Raw genomic sequence first — 25,549 nt, forward strand, 5'->3', positions numbered from 1 at the left:
AGCCCCGCCGAGACCAAAACGCCAGTCTCTGACTGGCGTTTTTTCTTTAGCCCACCTGCACCGACAGCATGCTCAGCGCTCCCATTTCGATACCGTCGATCGGCACGCTGATGGCCTCTTTGCCATCCCAGCCGCCAAGCACGTACAGCAACGGCAGATAGTGTTCCGGCGTCGGATTCGACAGCGCCGCCCCCTCATGGCGCATGAAATCCACCAGAGGATGGTTTTCACCCCGATAACGCAGGTTATCCCGGACAAAGTTATTGAACGATTCCGCCCACGGGTAGGCGCTGGTATCGCCCTGCCATTTCACCATGCGCAGGTTGTGCACCACGTTGCCGCTGGCGACGATCATCACGCCCTCATCGCGCAGCGCCGCCAGTTTGCGCCCCAGCTCATAGTGATAGGCCGCCGGCTGCGTGCCGTCGACGCTGAGCTGCACCACCGGGATGTCAGCATTGGGGTACATCTTGATCAAGACGCCCCAGGTTCCGTGATCCAACCCCCACTCGCCGAGATCGGCCGTCACCGGCACCGGCGCCAGCATTTGCTGCAGCTGCGCAGCCAGCGCGGGAGAGCCCGGCGCCGGATAACGGGTATCAAACAGCGCCTGCGGGAACCCGCCGAAGTCGTGAATGGTTTTGGGTTTTTCCATCGCGGTGACCGCGGTGCCGCGGGTATACCAATGCGCGGAAACCGCCACGATCGCCTTCGGGCGCGGCAATGACTCACCCAACGCACGCCATGCCCGGGTGTAGCGGTTGTCTTCCAGCACGTTCATCGGGCTACCGTGGCCAAGAAACAGTGCCGGCATACGAGAGGTGTTCATAGGGAGATCCTTAGTTCAAATTGTGCTATGCCGCTACATTACGCGCTTTGCCGCGCCAACACAGCCGGATAACCGTGATGAAGATCTTCAATAAATTTGAATTAAAAGCGGAGGAATGCGCCGGCAGACAGAAAGATAAAAATTTAATATATTTCAATAGATTAATAATATCAGTGAATGCCATGACATTACTGCCACACAGATCTAATTTGTGAATAATTTATGTATTTTTTGTTAACGCGATCTATACACTCCTCCTCTGCCGACGGGAGCAGGCAACCCCGCCGCGCGATGGGAATTACGTCTCACCAAGGAGGAATTCATGTTCAGACTCACACTGGCAACCCGCCTGGCGCTTTCCATATCCTTACTCGCCGGCTGGACGGCCACCGCCGGCGCGGCGGACAACGCGCAGCTGACGCAGCGCGAAGATCCTTACTTCCTTCAGGCGCAAGCTCAGCTGCAACAGCGGTTGAAACAGACGCCAAACACCAACCGCGCCAAAAACGTCATTCTGGTGGTCGGCGACGGCATGGGGTTTTCCACCGTGACCGCTGCCCGCATTTTTGAAGGGCAGCAGCGCGGCGTGGACGGCGAATCCAACGTGCTGGCCTGGGAGGCCTTCCCCTATCTGGCGGCGGCCAAAACCTACTCCGCCGACGCCCAAATCACCGACTCCGCGCCCAGCGCGGTGGCGATGACCACCGGCGTCAAAACCATCAACGATCTGATGGGCCTCAACCATACGGCCACCCTCAACAATTGCGAGGATCAGCAAACCAAGACCGTCACCACGCTGTGGGAGATGGCCGCAACGCTCGGCATGGCCACCGGCGCCGTGACGACCGCCACCATCACCCACGCCACGCCGGGCGCGACCTATGCCCATATCGCCAACCGCGATTGGGAATCCGACGCCAAAATGCCGGCAGCGGCTCTGGCCGCAGGCTGCCGCGATATCGCGCGCCAGCTGGTGGAAATGAAGTACGGCGACGGCCTTAACGTGGCAATGGGCGGCGGGCGCGCCAACTTCCTGCCCGATAGCGTGAGCGATCCGGAATACCCCGGCAAGAAAGGCGCCAGAAAGGATGGCCGCGATCTGACGCAGGCCTGGCTGCAACGCTATGGCGAGCGCGGGCAATACGTCTGGAATCAGGCGCAGTTCGACAAAATCGAACCGGGTAAGGTCGATCATCTGCTGGCCCTGTTCGAGCCGTCGCACATGAACTTCGAGCACGATCGGCGGCAAGACGCAGCGGGAGAACCCTCGCTGGCGGAAATGACCGGTAAGGCCATCGATATTCTGGCCAGGAATCCCGAAGGCTACCTGCTGTTGGTGGAGGGCGGACGCATCGATCACGGTAGCCACAACGGTAACGCCTACCGTACGCTGAGCGACGCGGTCGCCCTGAACGAGGCGGTGAAAACCATCGTCGACAAGGTCAACCTGGACGAAACCCTGGTGATCGTGACCGGCGATCACAGCCACACATTGACCATCGCCGGCTATGCCAAGCGGGGTAATCCTATCCTCGGCATTTCCGTCGGCGTCGACGGCAAACCGCGGCTGGGCAGCGACGGGAAACCTTACACCACCGTCGGCTTCGCCAATGGCCCCGGCGGCACGATCCCGCTGACCGAACGCCCGACATTGACCATGGAACAGGCCACCGCGCCCGACTTTATTCAGCCGGCGCTGGTGCCGCTGAAAAGCGAGACCCACGGCGGGGAAGATCTCGGCATCTACGCCATCGGCCCCTGGGCCCATCTGTTCCAGGGTACGGTGGAAGAGAACTACACCTTCCACGTGATGAATTACGCCAGCCGCATCGGCGAACGCCTGTCAGAACGATAGCCACAAAAAAGCCGCGTTACGCGGCTTTTTTTATCGTTGAAAGCGACCGGCTATCAGCTGGCCTTTTTCTCGTGCGCCTGGCGGTAGGCCACCAGATCCTCGATGGTCAGCACCACCATGTCGTGCTGTTTGGCGAAGGCGATCACTTCCGGCGCGTGCGCCATGCTGCCATCGTCGTTGGTCAGTTCACACAGCACGCCGGCAGGTTTGAAACCGGCCATGGAAACCAGATCGATGGTCGCTTCGGTGTGGCCACGACGGCTCAGCACGCCGCCCGGCTGCGCGCGCAGCGGGAACACGTGGCCCGGACGGTTCAGGTCGCTCGGCTTGGCGCTGTCTGCCACCGCCGCACGGATGGTGGTCAGGCGATCGGAAGCGGAAACCCCGGTGGTCACGCCCTGCGCCGCTTCGATGGTCACGGTGAAGGCGGTCTGGAACTGGCTGGAGTTGTTGGTCACCATCATCGGCAGCTCAAGCTGCTGACGGCGTTCTTCGGTGATGCACAGGCACACGATACCGCTGCCGTGGCGAATGGTCAGCGCCATCTGCTCAACGGTCATGGTTTCCGCGGCGAAGATCATGTCACCTTCGTTTTCACGGTTTTCATCATCGAGCACCATTACGCCGCGCCCGTTGCGCAGTGCGTCGATCGCGCGTTCAACGCGTTCTGTCGGCGTGCCGAAGTCTGAAAGTAGCGTCTGATTCATGGTAAAAAACCTCATTAAAAATTATGGATTACCAGAACCAGGGCGATCTTGAGGAGTAGCTAGCAATAGCTAAAAAAATAACGCAAGCGGGCGCAAGCCCGGCAGATACCGTTACTCTCTCCCATCCGGACTATAACCGTCGGCCCCGGAATTGCACCGGATCTGCTGACCTCTAACCGGCCTTTACAGGCTGGCTGAGCGCTCGCGGGCTTTCACCGTAGAAGGTGATTTACCGCCGGTGGGGACTTTCACCCCGCCCTGAGAATAAGCAGGATGACTATAACGCTAATGGGTAGGCAGGGCAATTGGCAAAAGCACAATTCGGCCACGCGCGGCGAATGCGCTTAATGGTGTTTATCCGGCGGGCAACTCGCATTACACTAAGCGGCAGCAATTAAACTCTGAAAGGGATACGCCATGATTGACCCGAAAAAAATCGAACAAATCGCACGCCAGGTTCATGAGTCCATGCCTAAAGGCGTTCGTGAATTCGGGGAAGACGTTGAGAAAAAAATCCGTCAGGTGCTGCAGTCGCAGCTGACCCGCCTGGATTTGGTTAACCGCGAAGAGTTCGACGTGCAGACTCAGGTGCTGTTGCGCACCCGCGAGAAGCTGGCGCTGTTGGAACAGCGCCTGGCCGAGCTGGAAAGCAAGCTGAGCGCGGCGCCGGCCGCCAAACAGGAAGACGAATAATTCCCGCCAAGGGCGCGCACCTGAACCGCGCGCCCCTGTTCTTTCGGTCGCCCGGCGTTAGCCGCGCCCGTCTTTGATCGCTTTGATGATGTTGGTGGTCGACAGCCCGTCTTCAAAGTTCAACACTTTGACATCGCCGCCGTTGGCCCACACTTCCGCACTGCCGGCAATCTCTTCCGGTTTGTAATCGCCGCCTTTCACCAGCAGATCCGGCAGAATGTCGGCGATCAAGCGCTGCGGCGTGTCCTCTTCGAACGGCACCACCCAATCCACCGCTTCCAGCGCGCCCAGCACGATCATGCGATTCTCCAGCGCGTTGACCGGGCGTTTTTCCCCTTTCAGGCGTTTGGTCGAGGCGTCGCTGTTCACCGCCACGATCAGGCGGTCGCCCAGCTTGCGGGCGTTGGCCAGATAGGAGACGTGGCCGGCGTGCAGAATGTCGAAAATGCCGTTGGTCATCACCACTTTCTCGCCGCGCTGACGCGCCTGAGCAACAGCGGTTTTCAACTGCGCTTCGGTCATCACGCCAAAGCCGGTTTCGGCCCGGCCGCGCACCGCGTTTTCCAGCTCGATTGGCGACACGGTAGAGGTACCGAGCTTGCCCACCACCACGCCGGCGGCGGCGTTGGCCAGGAAGCAGGACTCTTCCAGCGAATTGCCGGCGGCCAGCGAAGCGGCCAGCACGCCGATCACGGTGTCGCCGGCGCCGGTCACATCGAACACTTCCTGCGCCTGGGTCGGCAGGTGCAGCGGCTCAACGCCCGGCTGCAGCAGCGTCATGCCGTGTTCGGAACGGGTGACCAACAGCGCCGACAGCTCGAAATCCGCCACCAGCTTCATGCCGCGCGCCACCAGTTCCGCCTCATCCTTGCAGTGGCCCACCACCGCTTCGAACTCGGACAGGTTCGGCGTCAGCAGCGTCGCGCCGCGATAGCGCTCGAAGTCAGAGCCTTTCGGATCGATCAGCACCGGCACCTTGGCGGCGCGCGCCAGTTGGATCATGCCCTGCACCTGGCTGAGCGCGCCCTTGGCGTAATCGGACAGCACCAGCGCGCCGATCTGCGGCAGCGCCTGCTGAATGCGCTCCAGCATCGGCTGCGGATCGACGTTGGAGAAGCCTTCTTCGAAGTCGAGACGGATCAGCTGCTGGTTGCGCGACAGCACGCGCAGCTTGGTGATGGTCGGATGGGTCGGCACCGAGACGAAGTCGCAGCGCACGTTGACTTCATTCAGCTTGGCGCTCAGCGCCCGCGCCGCATCGTCGATGCCGGTCAGGCCCACCAGGCGGGAATTGGCGCCCAGCGAAGCGATGTTCATCGCCACGTTAGCCGCGCCGCCGGGACGCTCTTCGATGGTGTCGACCTTGACCACCGGCACCGGGGCTTCCGGTGAAATGCGGCTGGTCGGCCCATACCAATAGCGATCCAACATGACGTCACCGACCACCAGCACACCGGCGCGGCGAAAATCAGGCAGCGTAACTTTCATCCGATAACTCCAAAAAAGAACAAAATTTTAGTGGCGCAGATATTACCACAGACCGCCGGAATACCCGCAAAAAGGTATTAATCCAGCCATTTGGCCCAGCTGGCGCGCACCTGCTCGCGCTCGGCGGTGAACAGCTCGCTGCCGACCTTGCCGGAATGCTCCTGCAGCGCCAGATGGTGGATCTCGTCGCGCATGGTGACATAGGCCTGGGTCAGCGCGCGCGCCTCCTCTTCCGGCATGATGTCGTAATTGGCCATCAGCTCGAAGATGCGCACGTTGTCCGACCAACGCGTCAGCCGCGGTTCATCCGGCGCATAGCGTAAGACCAGATATTGGGCGATAAATTCGATGTCGGTAATGCCGCCCTCATCGGTTTTGATATCAAACAGATCGCGCTGCTTGTTGCCGAGATGGTTGCGCATCTTTTCGCGCATCTCGCGCACTTCGCGCTTCAGGGTCTCCGCATCACGCGTTTTGCACAGGATTTCGCGCCGAATCGCGTCGAACTGCTGGTGCAGCGCCGGGTCGCCATGCACGATGCGCGCGCGCACCAGAGCCTGATGTTCCCAGGTCCAGGCTTCGTTTTGCTGGTAATCGGCGAACGCCTCGACGGTGCTGACCAGCATCCCCGCGGCGCCGGAAGGCCGCAGACGCGCGTCCACCTCATACAGAATGCCGGAGGAAGTGCGGGTGCTGAACAGATGCATCACCCGCTGCGCCAGCCGCAGGTAGAACTGGCGGCCGTCGATGCAGCGATCGCCGTCGGTCATCACCTCCGGCGGGCAATCCAGCAGGAACACCAGATCGAGATCGGAACTGTAACCCAGCTCCCAGCCGCCCAGCTTGCCGTAGCCGATCACCGCAAAGCCGCGCCCTTCGCGCTCCTGCAGATGGGTCGGCTGGCCGTAGCGCGCCACCATGTCGCTCCAGGCCTGTTGCACCACCGCGTCGATGATCGCCTCCGCCAGATAAGTCAGGTGGTCGCTCACTTTCATCACCGGCAGCGCGCCGGCGATATCCGCTGCGGCGATGCGCAGCTGCTGCGCCTGTTTGAACTGGCGCAGCGCCTCCAGCTTTTGCTCTTCGTCGTCTTCCGGCACCCGCAGCAGGTACTGGCGCAGCTCGCTGCGGTAGGCGTCCAGCGCCACCGGCTGATACAGCGTGGCCGGATCCAGCAGTTCGTCCAGCAACAGCGGGTAGCGCGACAGCTGGTTGGCAACCATCGGCGAAGCGGCGCACAGACGGATCAGATGGCTGAGCGCCGCGTGATACTCAACCAGCAGTTCGAGGTAAGTGGTGCGGGTGACGATGCTGAGCAGCAGCTGCGCCAGCCGCACCAGCGCGGTGGGCGCGTCCTGGCGCGGGCACACTTCCGCCAGCAGGCGCGGCATCAGCTGATCGAGCACGTCGCGGCCGCGCGGGCCGATGGTGCGCTTGTCGACGTCATGGCGGAAATCGGCGATGGTGCGCAGCATCTGTCGGCGCCCCTCTTCGTCCAGGTGCGGCGTCAGCGGCGCCAGCTCGTTTTCCTCCAGCGCGTCCTGCCACAGGCTGTGATAGTGCTGGTAGTCGGGATCTTCGCCGACATCCGGGCTATCGTCGCCGATCAGATCGTCGAACACCGCCCGCACCGCCTGCATGTGCACCTCCAGCGTCGCCATCAGCGCCGGCCAATCCGCCAGCCCCATGCCGTAGGCCAGCCGCGCCTGGTCGAGCGCATCCTGCGGCAGCGTCTGGGTTTGCTGATCGCCGATCGCCTGCAGCAGATTCTCCAGCCGCCGCAGGAACAGGTAGGCGGCGCTCAGCGCCCGCACCTGCTCGGCCTCCAGCAGCCCCAGCTCACCCACCGCCTGCAGCGTCGGCAGCAGCGAACGCCCCTGCAGCGCCGGCTCACGGCCGCCGCGGATCAGCTGAAATACCTGGGTGATGAATTCGATTTCGCGAATGCCGCCGGCGCCCAGCTTGATGTTGTCCTTCAGGCCGCGCCGCCGCACTTCACGGGCGATCATGCCCTTCATGTTGCGCAAAGACTGGATGACGCTGAAATCGATATAGCGACGGAACACGAACGGCCGCAGCGTTTTGCGCAGCTCCTGGCTGTAGGCGTCTTCCGCCCCGCCCATCAGGCGCGCCTTCACCATCGCATAGCGCTCCCAGTCGCGCCCCTGCTCCTGATAGTAGTCTTCCAGCGCCGCGAAGCTCATCACCAATGGGCCGCTGTCGCCGAACGGCCGCAGCCGCATGTCGACGCGATAGACGAAGCCGTCGATGGTCTGCTGATCCAGCGCCTTGATCAGCCGCTGGCCCAGGCGGGTGAAGAACTGGGCATTGTCCAGCTCGCGCCGCCCGCCCTGGGTCTGGCCGTTTTCCGGATAAGCGAAGATCAGATCGATGTCCGACGAGAAGTTCAGCTCGCCGCCGCCCAGCTTGCCCATGCCGAGGATCAGCAGCGGCTGCGGTTCACCGTCGGCATTGCACGGCGTGCCCCACTCGCGGCAGCAGGTTTGGTACAGCCAGTCGCGCGCGCTGACGATCAGCGTCTCCGCCAGCCCGCTCAGCTGCAGCAGCGTTTCTTCTGTCGAACACAGCCCCTGCGCCTGCGCCCAGGCAATGCGCACCAGCGTTTCGCGGCGAAACAGACGCAGCGTGCGCATCAGCTGCGCCTCATCGCGCACCTCTTCCAGCTCGTCCTGCAGCCAGGCGGCATAGTGTTGCCACTCGCCGGGCGCCGGCGGTTGTTCGCGCAGCGTCGCCAGCCAGGCCGGCTGGGCGAGCAGTGCGTCGCTGACGAAGTCGCTCGACGCCAGCACCCACTGCTCCTGCTCGCTAAAGGCGCTGTCCGCGCCGTGAACTTCCTGAAAACGCTGCACAACCTGCTGTGCCTGAGCCTGTAACGCGGCTGAAAGTGGCGACATAGTGTATGACCCGTTCTGCGGCCCACGGCTGGCGGGCCGGCTTGATTAACGAAGCGCGCCGTTTAACCAGAATGGCGCATGCGATAAGGCCTGTTTGCGGCTGGCTTCATACCAGCCCTGGCGGCGCTCGCTCAGCGCCGCCTGCAGTTCGCGCCAGGCCTCGATATAAGGGCCGGTCTGCTCGTCGGGGTAGGCGCCCGACAGCAGGACCAGCGCCGAAATCTGACGCGTCAGGCGCGGCAATTGTTCCTGATATTCATCTTCGTTCAGCGTACGGCTGAAGGCCTCTTTCAGCTCCGCGCCGCTGCGCCCCAGCATGATGTCGCTGAAGCGTTTGAAAGAACCGTCCAGCTTGGCCTGCCCTTTGGCGTCGATAAACGGCCGCCAGGCGCCGCTCACCAGCCATGATGTGAGCGCTAACTTACATTGCAGGTAGGCCGCGCTGTAGCACAGGCTCTCTGGTTGCGCGGCTTTGTCCGCCAACAGCGGCTCGAGCTCGGTCAGGCGGGCGCGCAGATCGGCGCTGGCCTTGCGCGGCACCAGGCCGCCGAAGATCACCAGCGCCTGGCGGATCGTGCCGACCGCCTCAATCACCGAAGCGCGCGCCTGCGCGTCGCCGCGCAGCCACAGCTCTTCATGGTACTGCCAGTGGCTCAGCGCCAGCTCGAAGGCGGCGATCATCCCCTGCTCCACGGTCGCCTTCGCCGCCGGCTTCAGCACCCGCAGCGGGCGCACCTCGCGCGGCGGATTGCCCTGCGCCAGGTGGTAACCGCGCGCCGCCTTGCTCAGGCTGCCCTGACGCAGCCCGTCGTGCGCCGCCAGCTCACCGGCCAACGCCAGCAGATCGGCGGTATTGCCTTTCAGCAGCTCCAGCTCGATCTCGCTCAAGGCTTCGCTGAGATCACCGGCGCGCACCTCGCCCTGATCCAGGCCAATCTCTATCTCGCTTTGGCCGCAAGTAACCACCCACTTCTCACGCACGAAATCGGTACGGAACAGCGGTTGCAACGCCTGCTGCAACGCTGCGATATCGCAATCCTGCGGCCAAATGTCGGCAGGAAACTGCGCCAGCGCCAGCTGCGGCTCGGCGATAGCGACATTGTATTCCGGGCGCTGGTGCAGGCCGCCCACCACTTTACCGGCGGTTTTGATGGTCATCTCATAGCGATCGTCGAAACCGCGAATGCGCAGCCCCATGTCGTGACGGCGCAAGAAGTTGTCGGCCGTTTCGAAGTAAATGTTGGTCAGTTTTTGCGGCGCGGAATGCTGATGCGGCCAGGCGGCGAGCCAGTGTGGCAGAGCGGCCACCGCTTGCGGCGCGGCGATGAATTTCAGTTCAATTTCAACGGTCATAATTCTTTAACACCAATAAGTTATGCATTCACGTCGGTTTCAGCGCGGCGCGTTCGGCCCGCCGTATGCTGCCCACTGACGCACAGTTGCCGTTATCTTACCGCGATTCCCGGCGCCTTAACCCTGCTAACTGTAGAAAAAACCTGTTACGTTATAAAACACTGCGCAACTCACAGAATCAGCCACAGTAAGATAGTTCTCATTCCGGTTTTGGCGTTGCGTCGTCAGACTGAACCCTCTACTATCGTTCCATAAATTCACCCAGAAACGATGAACTAATGCAGAAATTACGCCTGATTTGCCTTGCCGCGCTGAGCTTCAGCATCACTTGGGCCGCACATGCCGAAGATAAACGCTATATCTCCGATGAGTTAAGCACTTACGTCCATAGCGGCCCAGGTAATCAGTACCGTATTGTCGGCACTCTCAACGCCGGTGAAGAAGTGACCCTGCTGAGCGTCAACGACAGCACCAACTACGGCCAGATCCGCGATCCGAAAGGCCGCACCACCTGGATCCCGCTCGACCAGCTCAGCCAGACGCCAAGCCTGCGCACCCGCGTGCCCGAGCTGGAACAGCAGGTGAAAACCCTGACCGACAAGCTGGCCAACATCGACAACACCTGGAACCAGCGTACCTCGGAAATGCAGGAAAAAGTCGCGGGCAGCGACAGCACCATCAGCAGCCTGCAGAAGGAAAACCAGGATCTGAAAAACCAGCTGGTGGTCGCGCAGAAGAAGGTCAACGCCGTTAACCTGCAGCTCGACGACAAGCAGCGCACCATTATCCTGCAGTGGTTCATGTACGGCGGCGGCGTCGCCGGCGTCGGTTTGCTGCTGGGCCTGCTGTTGCCGCACCTGATCCCGCGCCGCAAGAACAACAACCGCTGGATGAACTGATCTCAGTATCGTTCAGTTTGAGTATGGGCGCCTGCGGGCGCCCTTTTCATTGGCGCCGACATCCCGCGGCCAATTCATGTAATCTGATAGACAGAGCCTTACACGATATTCAGGAGTCAACAGTGCAGATTTATCTGGTCGGCGGCGCCGTTCGCGACAGCCTGCTCAATATTCCGGTGGTCGATCATGATTGGGTGGTGGTGGGCGCCACGCCGGCAGAGCTGCTGGCGTTGGGCTACCAGCAGGTCGGTAAAGATTTTCCGGTGTTCCTCAACCCCGACTCCCACGAGGAGTACGCGCTGGCGCGCACCGAGCGCAAATCCGGCCAGGGGTACACCGGTTTTACCTGCTATGCCGCGCCGGACGTGACGCTGGAAGAAGATCTGCTGCGGCGCGATCTGACCATCAACGCCATCGCCCGCTCCGCCGAAGGAGAGCTGATTGATCCTTACGGCGGCGTGGCCGATCTGCAGGCGCGCGTGCTGCGCCACGTTTCCGACGCGTTCGGCGAAGATCCGCTGCGCGTATTGCGCGTGGCGCGATTCAATGCCCGCTTCGCCCATCTGGGTTTTCGCATCGCCGACGAAACGCTCGCCCTGATGCGCCAGATGGCGCACAGCGGTGAACTGGCCGCGCTGACCGCCGAACGCGTCTGGAAGGAAACCGAAAAGGCGCTGCAAAGCCAGAGCCCGCAGGTCTATTTTCAGGTGCTGCGCGATTGCGGTGCGCTGGCGGTGCTGTTCCCTGAAATCGATGCGCTGTTCGGCGTGCCGGCTCCCGCCAAGTGGCACCCGGAGATCGACACCGGCGTACACACGCTGATGGCGTTGGCGATTGCCGCCCGCCTCACGCCGGAGGTGGACGTGCGCTTCGCCACCCTGTGCCACGATCTCGGCAAAGGGTTGACGCCGAAAGAGTTCTGGCCGCATCACCACGGCCACGGCCCGGCGGGCGTGCGGCTGGTCGAAGCGCTGTGCCAGCGGCTGCGGGTGCCCAACCCGGTACGGGATTTGAGCAAGCTGGTGGCCGAGTACCATGATTTGATCCACACCGTGAACAAGCTGCGTCCGGAGACCCTGTTGAAGCTGTTCGACGCCATCGACGTCTGGCGCAAACCGCAACGGCTGGAGCAGATGATCCTGACCAGCGAAGCGGATGCGCGCGGCCGCACCGGCTTTGAGGAGAATCCTTATCCGCAGGGCGACTATCTGCGCCAGGCGTATCAGGTGGCGAACGCGGTATCTATTAAAGAAGTGGTAGCCAGCGGGCTGCAGGGCACCGCGATCCGCGACGAGCTCAAACGCCGTCGCCAGCAGGCGCTGGCCGACTGGAAGCTCAATCAAACCATCCTCAACGATCAGGCATAAAAAAACCCCGCGGAGCGGGTTTTTTTCCTGGCATCGGGCTTACAGGAACACCATGTAAACCACGGCCGCCACGATAAAGCGGTAGATGGCGAACGGCACGAACGAGATGCGTTTGATCAGCGACAGGAAGGTCTTGATCGCAATCAGCGCCACCACGAAGGCAGTAACGAAACCGACGGCGAACATCGGCAGGTCGCCCCAGGTCAGGAAGTGCAGGCTCTTGTACAGATCCAGGCCGCTGGCGCCTATCATCATCGGCACCGCCAGGATGAAGGAGAACTCGGACGCCGCATAGCGGTTTACGCCCACCAGCATGCCACCGGCGATGGTCGCTCCCGAACGGGAGAAGCCCGGCCACAGCGCCAGGCACTGGAAGCAACCGATCAAAAACGCCTGCCGGTAGGTGATGTCATCCAGCCCTTCCGCACGCGGCTTCTTCGGCTTCAGCCATTCCGCCGTCAACAGCAGCAGGCCGCCGACCACCAACGCGTACATCACGTTTTTCGGCGCGAACAGCGATTTAATGACATCGTGGAATATCAACCCCAGCACCACTGCCGGGATCATCCCCAACAGGATGTGCCCCAGCTTCAGCCGGCCGCGGGTTTTGCCCTCGTGCTCCACCGGCTTGCCGCCGAAATGGATGCCGATCAGGCCGAACAACCGGCGCCAGAACATCACTACCACCGCCAGGATCGACCCCAGTTGGATGATGACTTCAAAGGTCTTGGCTTTGTCGCCGGTAAAGCCCAGCCACTCGCCAACGATGATCATATGCCCGGTGGAAGACACCGGCAGAAATTCGGTTAATCCCTCAACAACCCCAAGAACAAACGCAATAAACAGTGAATGCATGTCCGTCATGTGCTTCGCTCACCCCATAAATTTGCGACTAACATAAACATAAAAAAGCGGCAGTGCTTAAAGACAATGCCGCTAAAACAATTCTCAGGATTAAGACCAGCTTAACGGTCTTTCGTTGCAAGCAGATGACATAAAATCATGCGGGACGAGTGCCGCGCTCAATGATCACGCCGACCCGATTGGCATGTGCTACAGCGCCCGGTTTGCTGACCTTAATACGGACCCACGGGGAATTGAAGCGCTGAAGCAAAATTTCGGATATTTCCTCCGCCACGCGTTCCACCAGCGCGAACCGGTTCGATTCAACGTGCCGGATCACGGCGTCGCTCACGTCGGCATAGCTCAGACAGTCAGTTACGTCGTCGCTGGCGGCGGCCGGCCGGTTATCCCAGCCCATTTCGATATCGAACACCAGCTTCTGACGAATACCCTGTTCCCACTCATAAACGCCAATGGTGGTAATTACGGTAAGCTCTTCAATAAATACGATATCCATCACGTCATTCTCTGTTTTTGGCCTTGCCGGATACCACTTCCAGCGGAATGTGCGTATTATCCATGGATGTTGCGAGTAAAACGACCATTATTAAACGGAACCGCGTTATGAGTGCTACCGCGCTTGGCATGATTATCTTCGCGTATCTGTGCGGCTCGATTTCCAGTGCGATCCTGGTTTGCCGGATCGCCAGGCTGCCGGATCCGCGTGAACATGGCTCAGGAAACCCCGGGGCGACCAACGTCCTGCGCATCGGCGGCCGGCTGGCGGCGGCGGCGGTGCTGGTGTTCGATATTCTGAAAGGGATGCTGCCGGTCTGGCTGGCCTACAAACTCGATGTGCCGCCGCTGTACCTCGGCCTGACGGCGATCGCCGCCTGTCTGGGGCACATCTATCCGGTGTTCTTCCACTTCCGTGGCGGTAAAGGCGTGGCGACGGCATTTGGCGCCATCGCGCCTATCGGCTGGGATCTGACCGGCCTGATGACCGGTACCTGGCTGTTGACGGTGCTGCTCAGCGGTTACTCTTCGCTCGGCGCCATCGTCAGCGCGCTGATCGCCCCGTTCTACGTCTGGTGGTTCAAACCGCAGTTCACCTTCCCGGTGGCGATGCTCTCCTGCCTGATCCTGATGCGGCATCACGACAATATTCAGCGCCTGTGGCGCGGCCAGGAAGGCAAGATTTGGGGCAAGCTGCGCAAGAAGAAAAACGACGCGGATAACGGCGACCAGCCGAAAGACGAATAGCAGAAGGGCCGGATAATCCGGCCCTTTGTTTTATACCGCAGGCAATTCCGCCAGCGGCCAGCGCGGCCGCACCGAAACGCTCAGCTCCGGGTTGGCGCCGCTATTCAGGCGCACCATGCCGGCATAGGCGATCATCGCGCCGTTGTCGGTGCAAAATTCCGGGCGGGCATAGAACACTTCCCCACCGCGTTTATGCATCATCTCCGCCAGTTTGGTGCGCAGCGTGCGGTTGGCGCTTACGCCGCCGGCCATCACCAGGCGCTTGAAGCCGGTCTGCTCCAGCGCGCGTTTGCATTTGATCGCCAGCGTATCCACCACCGCATCCTCGAAGGCGCGGGCGATGTCGGCACGCGTCTGATCATCGTTGCCGTTGGAGCGGATGGTGTTGGCGGCGAAGGTTTTCAGCCCGGAGAAACTGAAGTCCAGCCCCGGACGATCGGTCATCGGCCGCGGGAAGGTGAAGCGCCCCGCCGTGCCCTGCTGCGCCATCTTCGACAGCATCGGCCCGCCGGGATAATCCAGGCCGAGCAGCTTGGCGGTCTTGTCGAACGCTTCGCCGGCCGCGTCGTCGATCGACTCGCCCAGCAGCTCATACTCACCGATGCCGGTGACGCTGATCAGCTGGGTGTGGCCGCCGGAGACCAGCAGCGCGACGAACGGGAATGCCGGCGGATTGTCTTCCAGCATCGGTGCCAGCAGGTGGCCTTCCATATGGTGCACCGGCACCGCCGGCACGTTCCAGGCGAACGCCAGCGCGCGCCCGACGGTCGCGCCGACCAGCAGCGCCCCCACCAGACCCGGCCCGGCGGTGTAGGCCACGCCGTCGATGTCGGCCGGGGTCAGGTTGGCCTCTTTCAGCGCCGCCTGAATCAGCGGCACGGTTTTGCGCACGTGATCGCGGGAGGCCAGTTCCGGCACCACGCCGCCGTAGTCGGCGTGCAGCTTCACCTGGCTGTATAATTGGTTGGCCAACAAACCGGTTTGATCGTCATACACTGCAATTCCGGTTTCATCGCAGGACGTTTCTATACCCAGTACTCGCATTACATTTCCCATCATTCACGTGCGGCCGCCAGTCTACCACATTCCGCCGCATTTACCGCCGGCGCGGCGCATCTTGTCACCGGCTCGCACCTATGTCGATGATTCGTCCAGAAAATGCCCATGCGATTAAACACGAGCATTTTTTTCTGATTAGTCTATAATCAGCGCCCGGTGCAAAATTGCGCACGTTGCGGCAGAGCGACGCGGGTTTCAATTTGCTGTGGTGCTTTACAAAGCAGCATCCATTGGAGTAAAATTCCGCACCATTTTGAAAAGGCTGGCGCTTGGCCAGCAACAAACCGAATTTTATTGAGGTGAGAGGCACATGCCGGTAATTAAAGTACGTGAAAACGAGCCATTTGACGTTGCTCTGCGTCGTTTCAAACGCTCTTGCGAAAAAGCGGGTGTTTTAGCTGAAGTTCGTCGTCGTGAGTTTTATGAAAAACCAACTACCGAACGTAAACGCGCTAAAGCTTCTGCTGTGAAACGTCACGCGAAGAAACTGGCTCGCGAAAACGCACGCCGCACTCGTCTGTATTAATTCTTCGGGGGCAACCCCACCGCGTGAATTTCTGATTTTCAAAATCGCGCAGACCGAGTAGTTGCATACGAAGGCCGTGCTTTCCGAAAGGAATGCGCGGCTTGTTCTCGTTTATAGGCTAATGAAGTAAGGGCTTATGGCTGGACGAATTCCGCGCGTATTTATCAATGACTTGCTGGCTCGCACCGACATCGTCGATCTGATCGACGCCCGCGTGAAGCTCAAGAAGCAAGGCAAGAACTACCACGCGTGCTGTCCGTTCCACCACGAAAAGACGCCTTCATTTACCGTTAATGGCGAAAAGCAGTTTTATCACTGTTTTGGGTGTGGTGCGCACGGTAACGCCGTCGACTTTTTGATGAATTACGACCGGCTTGAGTTTGTCGAAACCATCGAAGAGCTGGCGACCATGCACGGGCTGGAAGTGCCTTACGAAGCGGGCACCGGGCCAACCCAGATCGAACGCCATCAGCGCCAGAGCCTGTACCAACTGATGGAGCAGCTCAGCGCGTTCTATCAACAGTCACTGCAGCAGTCCTCCGGGGCACCGGCGCGCAGCTATTTGCAGCAGCGCGGATTAAGTGACGACGTTATTCGCCATTTCGCCATCGGCTTCGCGCCGGCGGGATGGGACAACGCCCTGAAGCGTTTCGGCCGCGACGCCGACTCGCGCCGCGCATTGAACGATGCCGGCATGCTGGTGACTAACGATCAGGGGCGTTCGTACGACCGTTTCCGCGAACGGGTGATGTTCCCCATCCGCGACAAACGCGGGCGCGTGATCGCCTTCGGCGGCCGCGTATTGGGCGATGGCATGCCGAAGTACCTGAACTCGCCGGAAACCGAAGTTTTCCATAAGGGCCGCCAGCTTTACGGCCTGTATGAAGCACAGCAGAACCACCCTACCCCGCAGCGGCTGCTGGTGGTGGAAGGGTATATGGACGTGGTGGCGTTGGCGCAATTCGGCATCGATTATGCCGTCGCCTCGCTCGGAACCTCGACGACGGCTGAACACATTCAGCTGCTGTTCCGCGCCACCGACAACGTCGTCTGCTGTTACGACGGCGACCGCGCCGGCCGCGAAGCGGCATGGCGGGCGTTGGAAACCGCGTTGCCGTACCTGAACGACGGGCGCCAGCTGCGGTTCATGTTTTTGCCTGACGGCGAAGACCCGGACACCCTGGTGCGCAAGGAAGGCAAAGAAGCCTTCGAACAGCGAATGGAGCAGGCGCAGCCGCTGTCCACTTTCCTGTTCGAAAGCCTGCTGCCGCAGGTGGATCTGAGCAGCCCGGACGGGCGCGCTAAGCTGAGCACGCTGGCGCTGCCGCTGATTACTCAGGTGCCGGGCGAAACGTTGCGCTTGTACCTGCGCCAGGAGCTCGGCAACAAGCTGGGGCTGCTGGACGACAGCCAGCTCGACAAGCTGATGCCCAAGCAGGCGGAAAATGCGAATCCTTATCAGGCGCCCCAGCTAAAACGCACAACCATGCGTATACTGATAGGGCTACTGGTGCAAAATCCGCAGTTGGCTACACTTATCCCTTCGCTTGAAGGGCTGGAGCAGACCAAACAGGCGGGATTGCCGCTGTTCGTCGAACTGGTGCAGACCTGTTTGGCGCAGCCGGGCCTGACGACCGGGCAATTGCTGGAGCTGTATCGCGACAACAAATTCAGCCAGCAGCTTGAAACCTTGGCGACCTGGAACCATATGATCGTTGAGGATATGGTCGAGCAGACCTTTTTGGATACGTTGGCCAGCCTGTACGACTCGGTGCTCGAGCAACGGCTGGAAACGCTGATCGCCCAGGCCAGAACGCGCGGCCTGAGCCCGGAGGAACGTGAAGAAGTCCGTTCCCTCAACCAGGTTTTAGCGAAGAAAAACTGAATACCAAACGGCTTAAGTGCCGATAATTGCGAGGGCAGAGCCCTGCACAGTGCCGCCATAGTGGGCCGCGGCGATAACGAAAACGCCCCAAATGCTATTGTTGGCGGTTTCGCCGACCGACACCAACCTAAATACTCTGAAGTGTGGATACCGTCTTATGGAGCAAAACCCGCAGTCACAGCTGAAGCTACTTGTCACCCGTGGTAAGGAGCAAGGCTATCTGACCTATGCTGAGGTCAATGACCATCTGCCGGAAGATATCGTCGACTCCGATCAGATCGAAGACATCATCCAGATGATTAACGACATGGGCATCCAGGTGATGGAAGAAGCACCGGACGCCGATGACCTGCTGCTCGCCGAAAACTCGAACAGCACGGACGAAGATGCGGAAGAAGCCGCCGCACAGGTTCTGTCCAGCGTGGAATCCGAAATCGGCCGCACCACCGACCCGGTGCGCATGTACATGCGCGAAATGGGTACCGTCGAACTGCTGACGCGCGAAGGCGAAATCGACATCGCCAAGCGCATCGAAGACGGCATCAACCAGGTGCAGTGCTCGGTTGCCGAATACCCGGAAGCCATTACCTACCTGCTTGAACAGTACGATCGCGTCGAAGCGGGCGAAGCGCGCCTGTCCGACCTGATCACCGGCTTCGTCGATCCTAACGCGGAAGAGGACATCGCCCCAACCGCCACCCACATCGGTTCCGAACTGTCGAGCGAAGAGCAAGACGACGACGAAGAAGATGAGGATGCCGAAGAGGACGACACCGAAGACGACAACAGCATCGATCCTGAGCTGGCGCGTCAGAAGTTCGCCGAGCTGCGCGATCAGTATGAAGCGACGCGCTTGGTGATCAAGAAGAACGGCCGCAGCCACGCCAGCGCCGCGGACGAGATCCTGAAGCTGTCCGAAGTGTTCAAGCAGTTCCGCCTGGTGCCGAAACAGTTCGACTTCCTGGTCAACAGCATGCGCACCATGATGGACCGCGTTCGCACCCAGGAACGCATCATCATGAAGCTGTGCGTTGAACAGTGCAAAATGCCGAAGAAAAACTTCGTCACCCTGTTCGCCGGCAACGAAACCAGCGATTCCTGGTTCGAAGCCGCGCTGGCGATGGCCAAGCCATGGTCGGAAAAGCTGAAAGACGTGGCCGAAGACGTGCAGCGCAGCCTGCAGAAACTGCGTCAGATCGAAGAAGAAACCGGCCTGACCATTGAGCAGGTCAAAGACATCAACCGTCGCATGTCGATCGGTGAAGCGAAAGCGCGCCGCGCGAAGAAAGAAATGGTTGAGGCCAACCTGCGTCTGGTTATTTCCATCGCCAAGAAATACACCAACCGCGGCCTGCAGTTCCTGGATCTGATTCAGGAAGGCAACATTGGCCTGATGAAAGCGGTAGACAAGTTCGAATACCGCCGCGGCTACAAGTTCTCGACGTACGCCACCTGGTGGATCCGTCAGGCTATCACCCGCTCCATCGCCGACCAGGCGCGCACCATCCGTATTCCGGTGCATATGATTGAGACCATCAACAAGCTCAACCGTATTTCGCGCCAGATGCTGCAAGAGATGGGCCGCGAACCGACGCCGGAAGAGCTGGCCGAGCGCATGCTGATGCCGGAAGACAAGATCCGCAAGGTGCTGAAGATCGCCAAAGAGCCAATCTCGATGGAGACGCCGATCGGCGACGACGAAGATTCGCATCTGGGCGACTTCATCGAGGACACCACCCTCGAGCTGCCGCTGGATTCCGCGACCTCGGAAAGCCTGCGCTCCGCCACCCACGACGTGCTGGCCGGCCTGACCGCGCGCGAAGCGAAAGTGCTGCGCATGCGTTTCGGTATCGACATGAACACCGACCACACGCTGGAAGAGGTCGGCAAGCAGTTTGACGTTACCCGTGAGCGTATCCGTCAGATCGAAGCCAAAGCGCTGCGCAAGCTGCGTCACCCAAGCCGCTCCGAAGTGTTGCGCAGCTTCCTGGACGACTAAGTCCGGCTGCCGCAGCAAAAACAAAAACCCCGGCCTGCCGGGGTTTTTTTATGCCCTGAATACGCCTCGCCGCATCATTGCAGCGCCAGGAACAGCTCGCGATAGCTGGCGGTAAGCTGCTCCAGGGTGGCGCGGTTCAATCCGCTGGGGTTGGGCAATACCCACACCTCGGTTTCCCCCAACGTCAGCGTCTGCTTGCCCCAGGGCGCGTTTTTCACCCCGAAGGCGGTGGTGAACGCCTGCTTGCCCAAAATCGCCAGCGCGCGCGGCTGGTAGCGCAGGATCTTCTCTTGCAGCGCCTCGCCGCCGCTGCGCAGCTCGTCGCGCGACAGCTCGCTGGCCGCCACCGTCGGGCGCGCCACCAGCGCGGTAATGCCGCAGCCGTTGTCCTTCAACTGCTGCCACTGCTCCGGCGCCAGCTGGCTCTCGGTAAAGCCGGCCTGATGGACCACCTTCCAGAAGCGATTGCTGCCGTTGGCGAAAGGATAGCCCTGATGGGCGGAAGAAAGACCGGGGTTGATGCCGCAAAACACCACCCGCAGATTGGGCGCCAGAAGTTCCATGAGTGTCGTGAGTCCATTGCAGGGATTTACTGCGGTTATCGCAAAATCCGCCAGCAATTACAACAGGCTAGAACTGTGCAGAAAAGCAACATACGGGCGAGTAACAGTAGACCGCCGCTTAAGGATTCCCTATAATCTCGCGGCTTGGCCCCTTAGCTCAGTGGTTAGAGCAGGCGACTCATAATCGCTTGGTCGTTGGTTCAAACCCAACAGGGGCCACCAAATTTTAGCTTTAAAATCATATAGTTAAGCCACCTCTTGAGGTGGCTTTTTTATTATCACAAATCACAGTGGCGATGAAATGGCGATGGGTTTTTGCCGCCACTTTGCTTTAGACATAAAAAAGCCCGCACTAAGCGGGCTATTTTTCTATGGGCTGATTACATCCACATAACCTGTTGCTGTCCTGCCACACTGGCACCGACCGGATGCGGCGGCACTGCATCTACCTGCCCCGGCGTCATGATCGCGCTATCATAGGTTTCCATCGTTTTAAACGTGTGACCGCAGTTAATATTTTGGCACTGATGATAACGCTCTTTCGTGTGTTGGCTCAGGTAACGACTAGTGCGGGCATGTGCCGCTGTTCTGCATAACGGGCAATGAAACATGATTAATTCCTCGTCACTAACACTGTTGCCGCCGATAATACCTCTCAGGACTAGAAACAGAATAAACTTTAAGTGAATTTACAATTCACTTTATGTGACTTCATAATTCACATCCGACAGCAAAACCTCAAACTCCAGCGCCGTCGTAAAACCGCCGTTACTCAAATTGTGCGTAACTTTGCTCACTATCCAGTCTTGCGCATCGATCGCCGCTTTAAACCCGCTGACGCGTACCGGCGTCTCTGGGGTGATGTTAGCCCGCCCCATGGCGAGCGACAGAGAGAACTCAGCCACACCGCGCTGAAGCTTTTCCCACTTGGCCTGTGCGGCGCGCATCGCGGCGGCCTTGGTGGCGTAAATTTTGGTGATCGCAAACACGTTATCGTCAGCCCCCACCAGATAGTCGCCTTTCGCCGCCTCCGCCGGTTTCCCCGGTTTTTTACTGCTGCCCGGCTTCGCCTTCGGGTGTTGCAGCGCACGCAAATGCTGCTCTTTTGGCTTGCGCTGCAGCTTCACTTTCTTCGGCTTCGGCTGTTTTGTGTTAAGCCAGCTCGCCGTCACGCCGGTGTAGGCATCCCGATCGGCAATGCTGAAACTGTGCTGATCGCCATCCTGCCGGGTGATGGTATACACCGGCAATGGCTTCCCGCCTACCGTGGCGCCGTTCCCCGGTCGCAACAACAGCAGAACGCCATTTTTCACCGCCGCCACCGCGCCGTTGAGCGTTGCCAGCCGGGTAATAAATGCCGCGTCCGTCTCCTGCGTCTGGTCAATATGGCTGATTTTGATGGTGCCCAGACCGGCGGCCAGCGAGGCTTTCAGCTTATTGCGCGCAGCCACCTTCAGCACAATGTCGCCCAGGGTGGTGTCGTGGTAGGACTCATCGCGCCGGGTGTTCAGCGAGCCGCGAAAATCCGCACTACGCGCGCGAATAGTCAGCGTGTCCGGCGCGCCCCGGTGTTCGACTTCATCGACCGTAAACTGGCCCTTTGGCGTCAATGGCGAGCCTTGCCAGCCGAGCGCCAGCGACAGTACCGCATTGCGCTGAGGCATCGCCATAAGTCCGTCGCTGTCGTCCAGCTCGATGTCGAGCTGGTCGGCCTCAAAGCCCCGGTTATCCGTCAGCGACAGCGAAATCAGCCGCTTGCGGATGTTCTGCGTGATGTTGTTATCCTGCAGCAACAGCGAAAAATCCGGGGCAACTCGCGCCCCCGCTGGCAGGCTTACGCCGGTGATCATGATAACAACCCTCCCATAGCACCGGCGGCCTTCCCGGCCATCTCTCCGGCTTTATCGTACAGCTCCCCGGCCTGCTGGCGCAGATCGCCAAACATCGCAGACAGGGATTCATCGACCCGCTTCAGGTTGAGCGTGAACTCTGTGCGGCGCGGGCTGCCGTCGGCGAAAAACTCGGAATGCGTTTCAGAAATCGACTCGATCACAAACATGCCGTAAATCGTGCCGGTGCCTTCAATCAGCGGCCACGCCCGGCCCTGCTCGGCCATCAGTTGCAGCGTCAGCAGTGACCAGCGGCCGCCGGTGATCTCCGGCAGCAGCACCCCGGACAGCGTGATTTTTTCCTCATCCATCCCCAGAAATTGCGCCGCCGGGCGCAGGCCAACGCGGGCGTTGCTCGGCCAGCGATATTCCGCGTTGCGGCTCATGGACTGATACGGCAGCGTCTGCAGCATAAAAACAAACAGGCCCAGCGTTAACATCATGGTTTTACCCTTCGTAGTTCATGCGGCTGCGCGCGGCAGCCGCGTGTTTGCGTCGTTCGGCCTCAAGCTGGCGCGAGACTTCGCGCGCAATAGATGCCGCGTCTTGACCGGGGGCGCCGTACACCTGAATCGTGATCGGGGCTGGCGCCGTAGCGGATGCGGCAGCCGGGGCCGACGCCATCACCGGCGTTGACAGCGATAACATCGCCGCCGACAGCGCCGCCGTTTTCCGGCGCCCGGTGACGTTGGCCGGGCCGTTGACAATCTCCGGGCCACGCTCGCCGACGATGCCGAACTGGCCGCGCGGGATGATGCCGCCCTTGTCGAATGCCCCCGCATAGCCCGGCCCCGGCATCAGCTCAGGCGCCGGGCGATTGTATGAAATCGACGGGTTAACCTCCGCCTCATCGTCGCCAAATTTCATCCAGTCCGGCAGCATATCCGTGAGGCTGGAAAACTTGTCTTTCAGCGCCTGCCAGCGCTCGCTAATGCCGTCAATGACCCCGTTAATCATGTTCATCCCGGCTTCTTTGAACTGCCCCGGCAGCGCTTTAGCCCCATTTACCAGCCCCTCCCATTTGCCATTAAGCCAGCCAGTCAGCCGATCCCATGCCTGAACCGTGGCGGCGCTCAGCGCCAGCCATGCCGCGTTAACACGCTCGCCGATGGTGTCCCAGACGGCGGCGGCACGCTCCGCGATACCGCTCGCAACGCCCCAGATGCCGGTCAGCAGGCCGGGCAATCCGCCCAACAGCTGCAGCGGCAGGCTCAATCCGGCCGCGATCCACTCACCAAACATGCGGCCATAGCGCGCGGCGGTCTGAAGTTCGGCCTGTGAGGATTTCACCGGCTCGATCAGCTTGCCGAACCACTGCCACACGTTGCGCACCATGCTAAGCAGCGGCGTAAATGCGCCTGCCAGCGGGACAAGCGCGGCGCGCATCGGCGCGAAAGCGGCGCTGAAGCCTTCGCCGATGCCCGTCAAAAAGGCGCTGATAGGCTCCCAATATTTACGGATAGTCAACGCCACACCGGCAATCACCGCCGCCGCCGCAACCACCGGCAAGGTGATCACACTGAATGCGGCCGCAATCCCGGCGCCGACGGTGGTAAAGACCGTTCCCAGCAGCCCGGCCCCGGCGATCAACATATTGACCCCGGCCATCACCGGCCATGCAATAAGGCCCAGCGCAGCGAGGCCACCGATCAGGGCCGTAACGCCCGCCGTGACTTTCACCAGCGTGCCGACCAGCTCAGGATTAGCCTTCACCCATGCCCCGGCCTTGGTCAGCCATTCAGTGGCGGAAACCGTGAGTTTGCGCAGCGCTGAATTCTGGCCGTCGAACACCTCAATGCGAACATCTTCCCACGCCGAAAACAGGTTTTTCAGGTCGCCGTCGAGGTTGTCCACCTTCACTCGGGCAATCTGGGCCGTAGCCCCTTTTGACTGGGTGACGGTGCTGTGTTTTTCGCTCAGCTTGCCGTTACCGGCGGCATCAATCAGCTTGATAGCGCCTTTCATCGCCTCTTCGCCGAAAATGACTTTCAGGTATTCGGCCTGCTGCGCGGTGCCGAGCTTGTTGGTTTTAAACGAGCCGTTAATTTTCTTGAGGATGTTCGCGATCGGCAGCATGTTCCCTTTGCCGTCCTTTGTTTTTACGCCCAATTCTGACAACGCATCAGCCGCCTGCCCGACGGGCGCCTGTAACCGCGTAAACATCGCACTGGCCGCCGTACCGGCCATAGACCCCTTGATGCCGTTATCAGCCAACACGCCCAGCAAGGCGGTGGTGTCCTCGATACTGGCCCCGGCAGCCTCGGCGATCGGCGCGACGTACTTCATCGCTTCGCCAAAATCCATCAGGTTGCTGTTCGAGCTGGTGAAACCTTTGGTCATCACGTCCGCGACGCGCTGGATCTCGTCTATCGGCATGTTAAACGCCGATTGCATGTTGGTGATGATGTCGGCCGCGTCGGCGATGTCCAGATCAGAGGCCAGCGCCAAATTTACCGTTGATTCGGTCGATTTCAGAATGGCATCGCCGTTAAAGCCGGATTTTGCCAATACGGATTGCGTGCGGGCGACGTCCGTCGGCGAAAACGCAGTGGTGGCGCCAATATCCCGCGCCTGCTGGCGAATGGCGGCCAGTTGCTGGTCATCCTTCGCCAGCCCTAACGTGGCTTGCGTGTCTGACATCTGCCTGTCGAACTGCACCCCCGGCGCAATAAACGCCCCTTCAGCGACCAGCCCGGCGGTAGCGATACCCAGCCCGGCCGCGCTGGTATTACGGACAGCCGCGGTTGCCGATTGCCCGGCACGGTAACGCGCACTGACGCGGTTAACCTGCTCTTGCTTCTTGCTCAGGCGATCCAGCTCGCCGCGCTGGCGGCCCAGCGCTGTCGTGGCTTCGCTGGCGCTGGCCTTCAACCGGCGCTGTTCGGCGCTCAGGTTCCGGGTAGCGATGCCGTCAGCGTTGAGCGCGTCACGCTGGCGCTGCACCGACTGGCGCAGACCGTTGTATTTCGTCTGCAGCTCGGCGGCGGCGCGCTTTGATGCTTCCAGCAAGCGCGCTTGCTGCGCCGTGGGCTTTTCCGTCGCCTTGAACTGGACGGCCAGCGCCGCCGCTTCAGCCTTGGCGTTTTTCAGGGCCCGTCCGGTAACAGCGAGCTGGCCCTGCGCCTTGCGAAACCCGTCAATCCGGGCGCTTTGCGCGTCCAGAGCCTTGAGGGTTTGCTGCGTGGTTTTGATGTCACCGGCAAGCTGTTTGCTTGCCTGTTGGATACTCTTTAGCGGGCGGGTGGCTTGGTCTACGGCCTTCAGCAGCACCTGTAGCTGCAGGCTTTTACTCATCGTGATTAACTCCGCTGCGTTGCAGTGCCAAATGGCGCCAGTTCAACAGCTCCGTGAGCGTCATTCCGGCCATTTCAGACGGCGGCCAGTGGAAGATCACCGCGATGTCCGCCATCAGGTCA

The 25,549-nt window shown here is 60.5% G+C and carries 22 protein-coding genes, 1 tRNA gene and 1 riboswitch; of the genes, 9 read left to right on the forward strand and 14 right to left on the reverse strand.

What is annotated here, in order from left to right; translation table 11 throughout:
- Positions 1-46: 46 nt before the first annotated feature.
- Positions 47-829 (reverse strand): 4,5-DOPA dioxygenase extradiol, encoded by a 783-nt coding sequence (ygiD, locus tag ACF8MC_RS14540; RefSeq protein ID WP_033654819.1) that lies wholly within the window; start codon positions 827-829, stop codon positions 47-49.
- Positions 830-1,151: 322 nt separating this feature from the next.
- Here ygiD and ACF8MC_RS14545 point away from each other — a divergent pair, with 322 nt between their 5' ends.
- Entirely contained in the window at positions 1,152-2,684 is a 1,533-nt protein-coding gene (locus ACF8MC_RS14545) for an alkaline phosphatase (RefSeq protein ID WP_164105311.1), read from the forward strand.
- 53 nt (positions 2,685-2,737) lie between these two features.
- Here ACF8MC_RS14545 and ribB read toward each other — a convergent pair whose 3' ends face one another.
- A complete protein-coding gene (ribB, locus tag ACF8MC_RS14550; RefSeq protein ID WP_033636071.1) occupies positions 2,738-3,391 on the reverse strand; it encodes a 3,4-dihydroxy-2-butanone-4-phosphate synthase in 654 nt (217 codons plus the stop codon).
- Between the two features lie 109 nt (positions 3,392-3,500).
- Positions 3,501-3,661, reverse strand: a riboswitch (FMN riboswitch).
- Between the two features lie 147 nt (positions 3,662-3,808).
- Here ribB and ACF8MC_RS14555 point away from each other — a divergent pair.
- On the forward strand, positions 3,809-4,084 hold the full coding sequence (locus ACF8MC_RS14555) for an accessory factor UbiK family protein (RefSeq protein WP_033654817.1): 276 nt from the start codon (positions 3,809-3,811) through the stop codon (positions 4,082-4,084).
- Between the two features lie 57 nt (positions 4,085-4,141).
- Here ACF8MC_RS14555 and hldE read toward each other — a convergent pair whose 3' ends face one another.
- The 3 genes from hldE to ACF8MC_RS14570 form a co-directional block, all read right to left on the reverse strand.
- On the reverse strand, positions 4,142-5,572 hold the full coding sequence (gene hldE, locus ACF8MC_RS14560) for a bifunctional D-glycero-beta-D-manno-heptose-7-phosphate kinase/D-glycero-beta-D-manno-heptose 1-phosphate adenylyltransferase HldE (protein WP_033636072.1): 1,431 nt from the start codon (positions 5,570-5,572) through the stop codon (positions 4,142-4,144).
- A gap of 77 nt (positions 5,573-5,649) precedes the next feature.
- Complete coding sequence (gene glnE / locus ACF8MC_RS14565) at positions 5,650-8,487, reverse strand: bifunctional [glutamate--ammonia ligase]-adenylyl-L-tyrosine phosphorylase/[glutamate--ammonia-ligase] adenylyltransferase (protein WP_164105312.1); 2,838 nt, start codon at positions 8,485-8,487, stop codon at positions 5,650-5,652.
- Between the two features lie 45 nt (positions 8,488-8,532).
- Positions 8,533-9,840 carry an inorganic triphosphatase gene (locus ACF8MC_RS14570; RefSeq protein WP_164105313.1) on the reverse strand — a complete coding sequence of 436 codons (1,308 nt, stop codon included), beginning with the start codon at positions 9,838-9,840 and terminating at the stop codon, positions 8,533-8,535.
- A 278-nt stretch (positions 9,841-10,118) separates the two neighbouring features.
- On the opposite strand from ACF8MC_RS14570, the gene ACF8MC_RS14575 reads away from it, so the two are divergent.
- Positions 10,119-10,739 (forward strand): TIGR04211 family SH3 domain-containing protein, encoded by a 621-nt coding sequence (locus ACF8MC_RS14575; protein WP_019453078.1) that lies wholly within the window; start codon positions 10,119-10,121, stop codon positions 10,737-10,739.
- Positions 10,740-10,861: 122 nt separating this feature from the next.
- The gene (locus ACF8MC_RS14580) at positions 10,862-12,106 is read left to right on the forward strand and encodes a multifunctional CCA addition/repair protein (protein WP_033649056.1); all 1,245 of its coding nucleotides are present in this window, start codon (positions 10,862-10,864) and stop codon (positions 12,104-12,106) included.
- A gap of 39 nt (positions 12,107-12,145) precedes the next feature.
- Here ACF8MC_RS14580 and bacA read toward each other — a convergent pair whose 3' ends face one another.
- Positions 12,146-12,970, reverse strand: a complete 825-nt coding sequence (gene bacA, locus ACF8MC_RS14585; RefSeq protein WP_033654814.1) for an undecaprenyl-diphosphate phosphatase — start codon at positions 12,968-12,970, stop codon at positions 12,146-12,148.
- 136 nt (positions 12,971-13,106) lie between these two features.
- A complete protein-coding gene (gene folB, locus ACF8MC_RS14590; protein ID WP_033636077.1) occupies positions 13,107-13,466 on the reverse strand; it encodes a bifunctional dihydroneopterin aldolase/7,8-dihydroneopterin epimerase in 360 nt (119 codons plus the stop codon).
- Positions 13,467-13,573: 107 nt separating this feature from the next.
- On the opposite strand from folB, the gene plsY reads away from it, so the two are divergent.
- Positions 13,574-14,212, forward strand: coding sequence for a glycerol-3-phosphate 1-O-acyltransferase PlsY (gene plsY, locus ACF8MC_RS14595; RefSeq protein ID WP_033636078.1), 639 nt, complete (start codon positions 13,574-13,576; stop codon positions 14,210-14,212).
- A 30-nt stretch (positions 14,213-14,242) separates the two neighbouring features.
- Here the strand turns inward: plsY and tsaD are convergent, their stop codons facing one another.
- Entirely contained in the window at positions 14,243-15,256 is a 1,014-nt protein-coding gene (gene tsaD / locus ACF8MC_RS14600; RefSeq protein ID WP_164097517.1) for a tRNA (adenosine(37)-N6)-threonylcarbamoyltransferase complex transferase subunit TsaD, read from the reverse strand.
- Positions 15,257-15,581: 325 nt separating this feature from the next.
- On the opposite strand from tsaD, the gene rpsU reads away from it, so the two are divergent.
- From rpsU to rpoD, 3 genes are all read left to right on the forward strand, one after another.
- Complete coding sequence (gene rpsU, locus ACF8MC_RS14605) at positions 15,582-15,797, forward strand: 30S ribosomal protein S21 (protein WP_001144069.1); 216 nt, start codon at positions 15,582-15,584, stop codon at positions 15,795-15,797.
- 136 nt (positions 15,798-15,933) lie between these two features.
- A complete protein-coding gene (gene dnaG / locus ACF8MC_RS14610) occupies positions 15,934-17,682 on the forward strand; it encodes a DNA primase (protein WP_164105314.1) in 1,749 nt (582 codons plus the stop codon).
- A 157-nt stretch (positions 17,683-17,839) separates the two neighbouring features.
- The gene (rpoD, locus tag ACF8MC_RS14615; protein WP_033636080.1) at positions 17,840-19,681 is read left to right on the forward strand and encodes an RNA polymerase sigma factor RpoD; all 1,842 of its coding nucleotides are present in this window, start codon (positions 17,840-17,842) and stop codon (positions 19,679-19,681) included.
- A 74-nt stretch (positions 19,682-19,755) separates the two neighbouring features.
- On the opposite strand, the gene mug is transcribed toward rpoD, so the two are convergent.
- Positions 19,756-20,244 carry a G/U mismatch-specific DNA glycosylase gene (gene mug / locus ACF8MC_RS14620; protein ID WP_033654812.1) on the reverse strand — a complete coding sequence of 163 codons (489 nt, stop codon included), beginning with the start codon at positions 20,242-20,244 and terminating at the stop codon, positions 19,756-19,758.
- Positions 20,245-20,390: 146 nt separating this feature from the next.
- Between mug and ACF8MC_RS14625 the strand changes: the two genes are divergently transcribed.
- Positions 20,391-20,466 (forward strand) — tRNA-Ile (locus ACF8MC_RS14625).
- A 158-nt stretch (positions 20,467-20,624) separates the two neighbouring features.
- Here the strand turns inward: ACF8MC_RS14625 and ACF8MC_RS14630 are convergent.
- From ACF8MC_RS14630 to ACF8MC_RS14650, 5 genes are all read right to left on the reverse strand, one after another.
- Entirely contained in the window at positions 20,625-20,855 is a 231-nt protein-coding gene (locus tag ACF8MC_RS14630) for a DNA-binding transcriptional regulator (RefSeq protein ID WP_071998163.1), read from the reverse strand.
- Positions 20,856-20,945: 90 nt separating this feature from the next.
- Positions 20,946-22,094: a phage late control D family protein gene (locus tag ACF8MC_RS14635; RefSeq protein WP_033649051.1), complete on the reverse strand. Its 1,149-nt coding sequence runs from the start codon at positions 22,092-22,094 to the stop codon at positions 20,946-20,948.
- The gene (locus ACF8MC_RS14640) at positions 22,091-22,576 is read right to left on the reverse strand and encodes a phage tail protein (RefSeq protein WP_015379102.1); all 486 of its coding nucleotides are present in this window, start codon (positions 22,574-22,576) and stop codon (positions 22,091-22,093) included. The genes ACF8MC_RS14635 and ACF8MC_RS14640 overlap by 4 nt, the downstream gene beginning before the upstream one ends.
- A 4-nt stretch (positions 22,577-22,580) precedes the next feature.
- On the reverse strand, positions 22,581-25,427 hold the full coding sequence (locus tag ACF8MC_RS14645) for a phage tail tape measure protein (protein WP_033649050.1): 2,847 nt from the start codon (positions 25,425-25,427) through the stop codon (positions 22,581-22,583).
- Positions 25,420-25,542, reverse strand: coding sequence for a GpE family phage tail protein (locus ACF8MC_RS14650; protein ID WP_023456045.1), 123 nt, complete (start codon positions 25,540-25,542; stop codon positions 25,420-25,422). Before ACF8MC_RS14650 ends, ACF8MC_RS14645 begins: the two co-directional genes overlap by 8 nt.
- Positions 25,543-25,549: the final 7 nt, after the last annotated feature.

Origin of the sequence: Serratia sp. LACPHL-BACT-2024-00286, assembly GCF_043109535.1 — a bacterium.
GTDB lineage: Bacteria > Pseudomonadota > Gammaproteobacteria > Enterobacterales > Enterobacteriaceae > Serratia > Serratia sarumanii.

Coding starts and splice junctions, on each gene's coding strand:
- ygiD (WP_033654819.1), bottom strand. CDS start 829: ATGAACACCTCTCGTATGCCGGCACTGTTTCTTGGCCACGGTAGCCCG.
- ACF8MC_RS14545 (WP_164105311.1), top strand. CDS start 1,152: ATGTTCAGACTCACACTGGCAACCCGCCTGGCGCTTTCCATATCCTTA.
- ribB (WP_033636071.1), bottom strand. CDS start 3,391: ATGAATCAGACGCTACTTTCAGACTTCGGCACGCCGACAGAACGCGTT.
- ACF8MC_RS14555 (WP_033654817.1), top strand. CDS start 3,809: ATGATTGACCCGAAAAAAATCGAACAAATCGCACGCCAGGTTCATGAG.
- hldE (WP_033636072.1), bottom strand. CDS start 5,572: ATGAAAGTTACGCTGCCTGATTTTCGCCGCGCCGGTGTGCTGGTGGTC.
- glnE (WP_164105312.1), bottom strand. CDS start 8,487: ATGTCGCCACTTTCAGCCGCGTTACAGGCTCAGGCACAGCAGGTTGTG.
- ACF8MC_RS14570 (WP_164105313.1), bottom strand. CDS start 9,840: ATGACCGTTGAAATTGAACTGAAATTCATCGCCGCGCCGCAAGCGGTG.
- ACF8MC_RS14575 (WP_019453078.1), top strand. CDS start 10,119: ATGCAGAAATTACGCCTGATTTGCCTTGCCGCGCTGAGCTTCAGCATC.
- bacA (WP_033654814.1), bottom strand. CDS start 12,970: ATGACGGACATGCATTCACTGTTTATTGCGTTTGTTCTTGGGGTTGTT.
- folB (WP_033636077.1), bottom strand. CDS start 13,466: ATGGATATCGTATTTATTGAAGAGCTTACCGTAATTACCACCATTGGC.
- plsY (WP_033636078.1), top strand. CDS start 13,574: ATGAGTGCTACCGCGCTTGGCATGATTATCTTCGCGTATCTGTGCGGC.
- tsaD (WP_164097517.1), bottom strand. CDS start 15,256: ATGCGAGTACTGGGTATAGAAACGTCCTGCGATGAAACCGGAATTGCA.
- rpsU (WP_001144069.1), top strand. CDS start 15,582: ATGCCGGTAATTAAAGTACGTGAAAACGAGCCATTTGACGTTGCTCTG.
- dnaG (WP_164105314.1), top strand. CDS start 15,934: ATGGCTGGACGAATTCCGCGCGTATTTATCAATGACTTGCTGGCTCGC.
- rpoD (WP_033636080.1), top strand. CDS start 17,840: ATGGAGCAAAACCCGCAGTCACAGCTGAAGCTACTTGTCACCCGTGGT.
- mug (WP_033654812.1), bottom strand. CDS start 20,244: ATGGAACTTCTGGCGCCCAATCTGCGGGTGGTGTTTTGCGGCATCAAC.
- ACF8MC_RS14630 (WP_071998163.1), bottom strand. CDS start 20,855: ATGTTTCATTGCCCGTTATGCAGAACAGCGGCACATGCCCGCACTAGT.
- ACF8MC_RS14635 (WP_033649051.1), bottom strand. CDS start 22,094: ATGATCACCGGCGTAAGCCTGCCAGCGGGGGCGCGAGTTGCCCCGGAT.
- ACF8MC_RS14640 (WP_015379102.1), bottom strand. CDS start 22,576: ATGATGTTAACGCTGGGCCTGTTTGTTTTTATGCTGCAGACGCTGCCG.
- ACF8MC_RS14645 (WP_033649050.1), bottom strand. CDS start 25,427: ATGAGTAAAAGCCTGCAGCTACAGGTGCTGCTGAAGGCCGTAGACCAA.
- ACF8MC_RS14650 (WP_023456045.1), bottom strand. CDS start 25,542: ATGGCGGACATCGCGGTGATCTTCCACTGGCCGCCGTCTGAAATGGCC.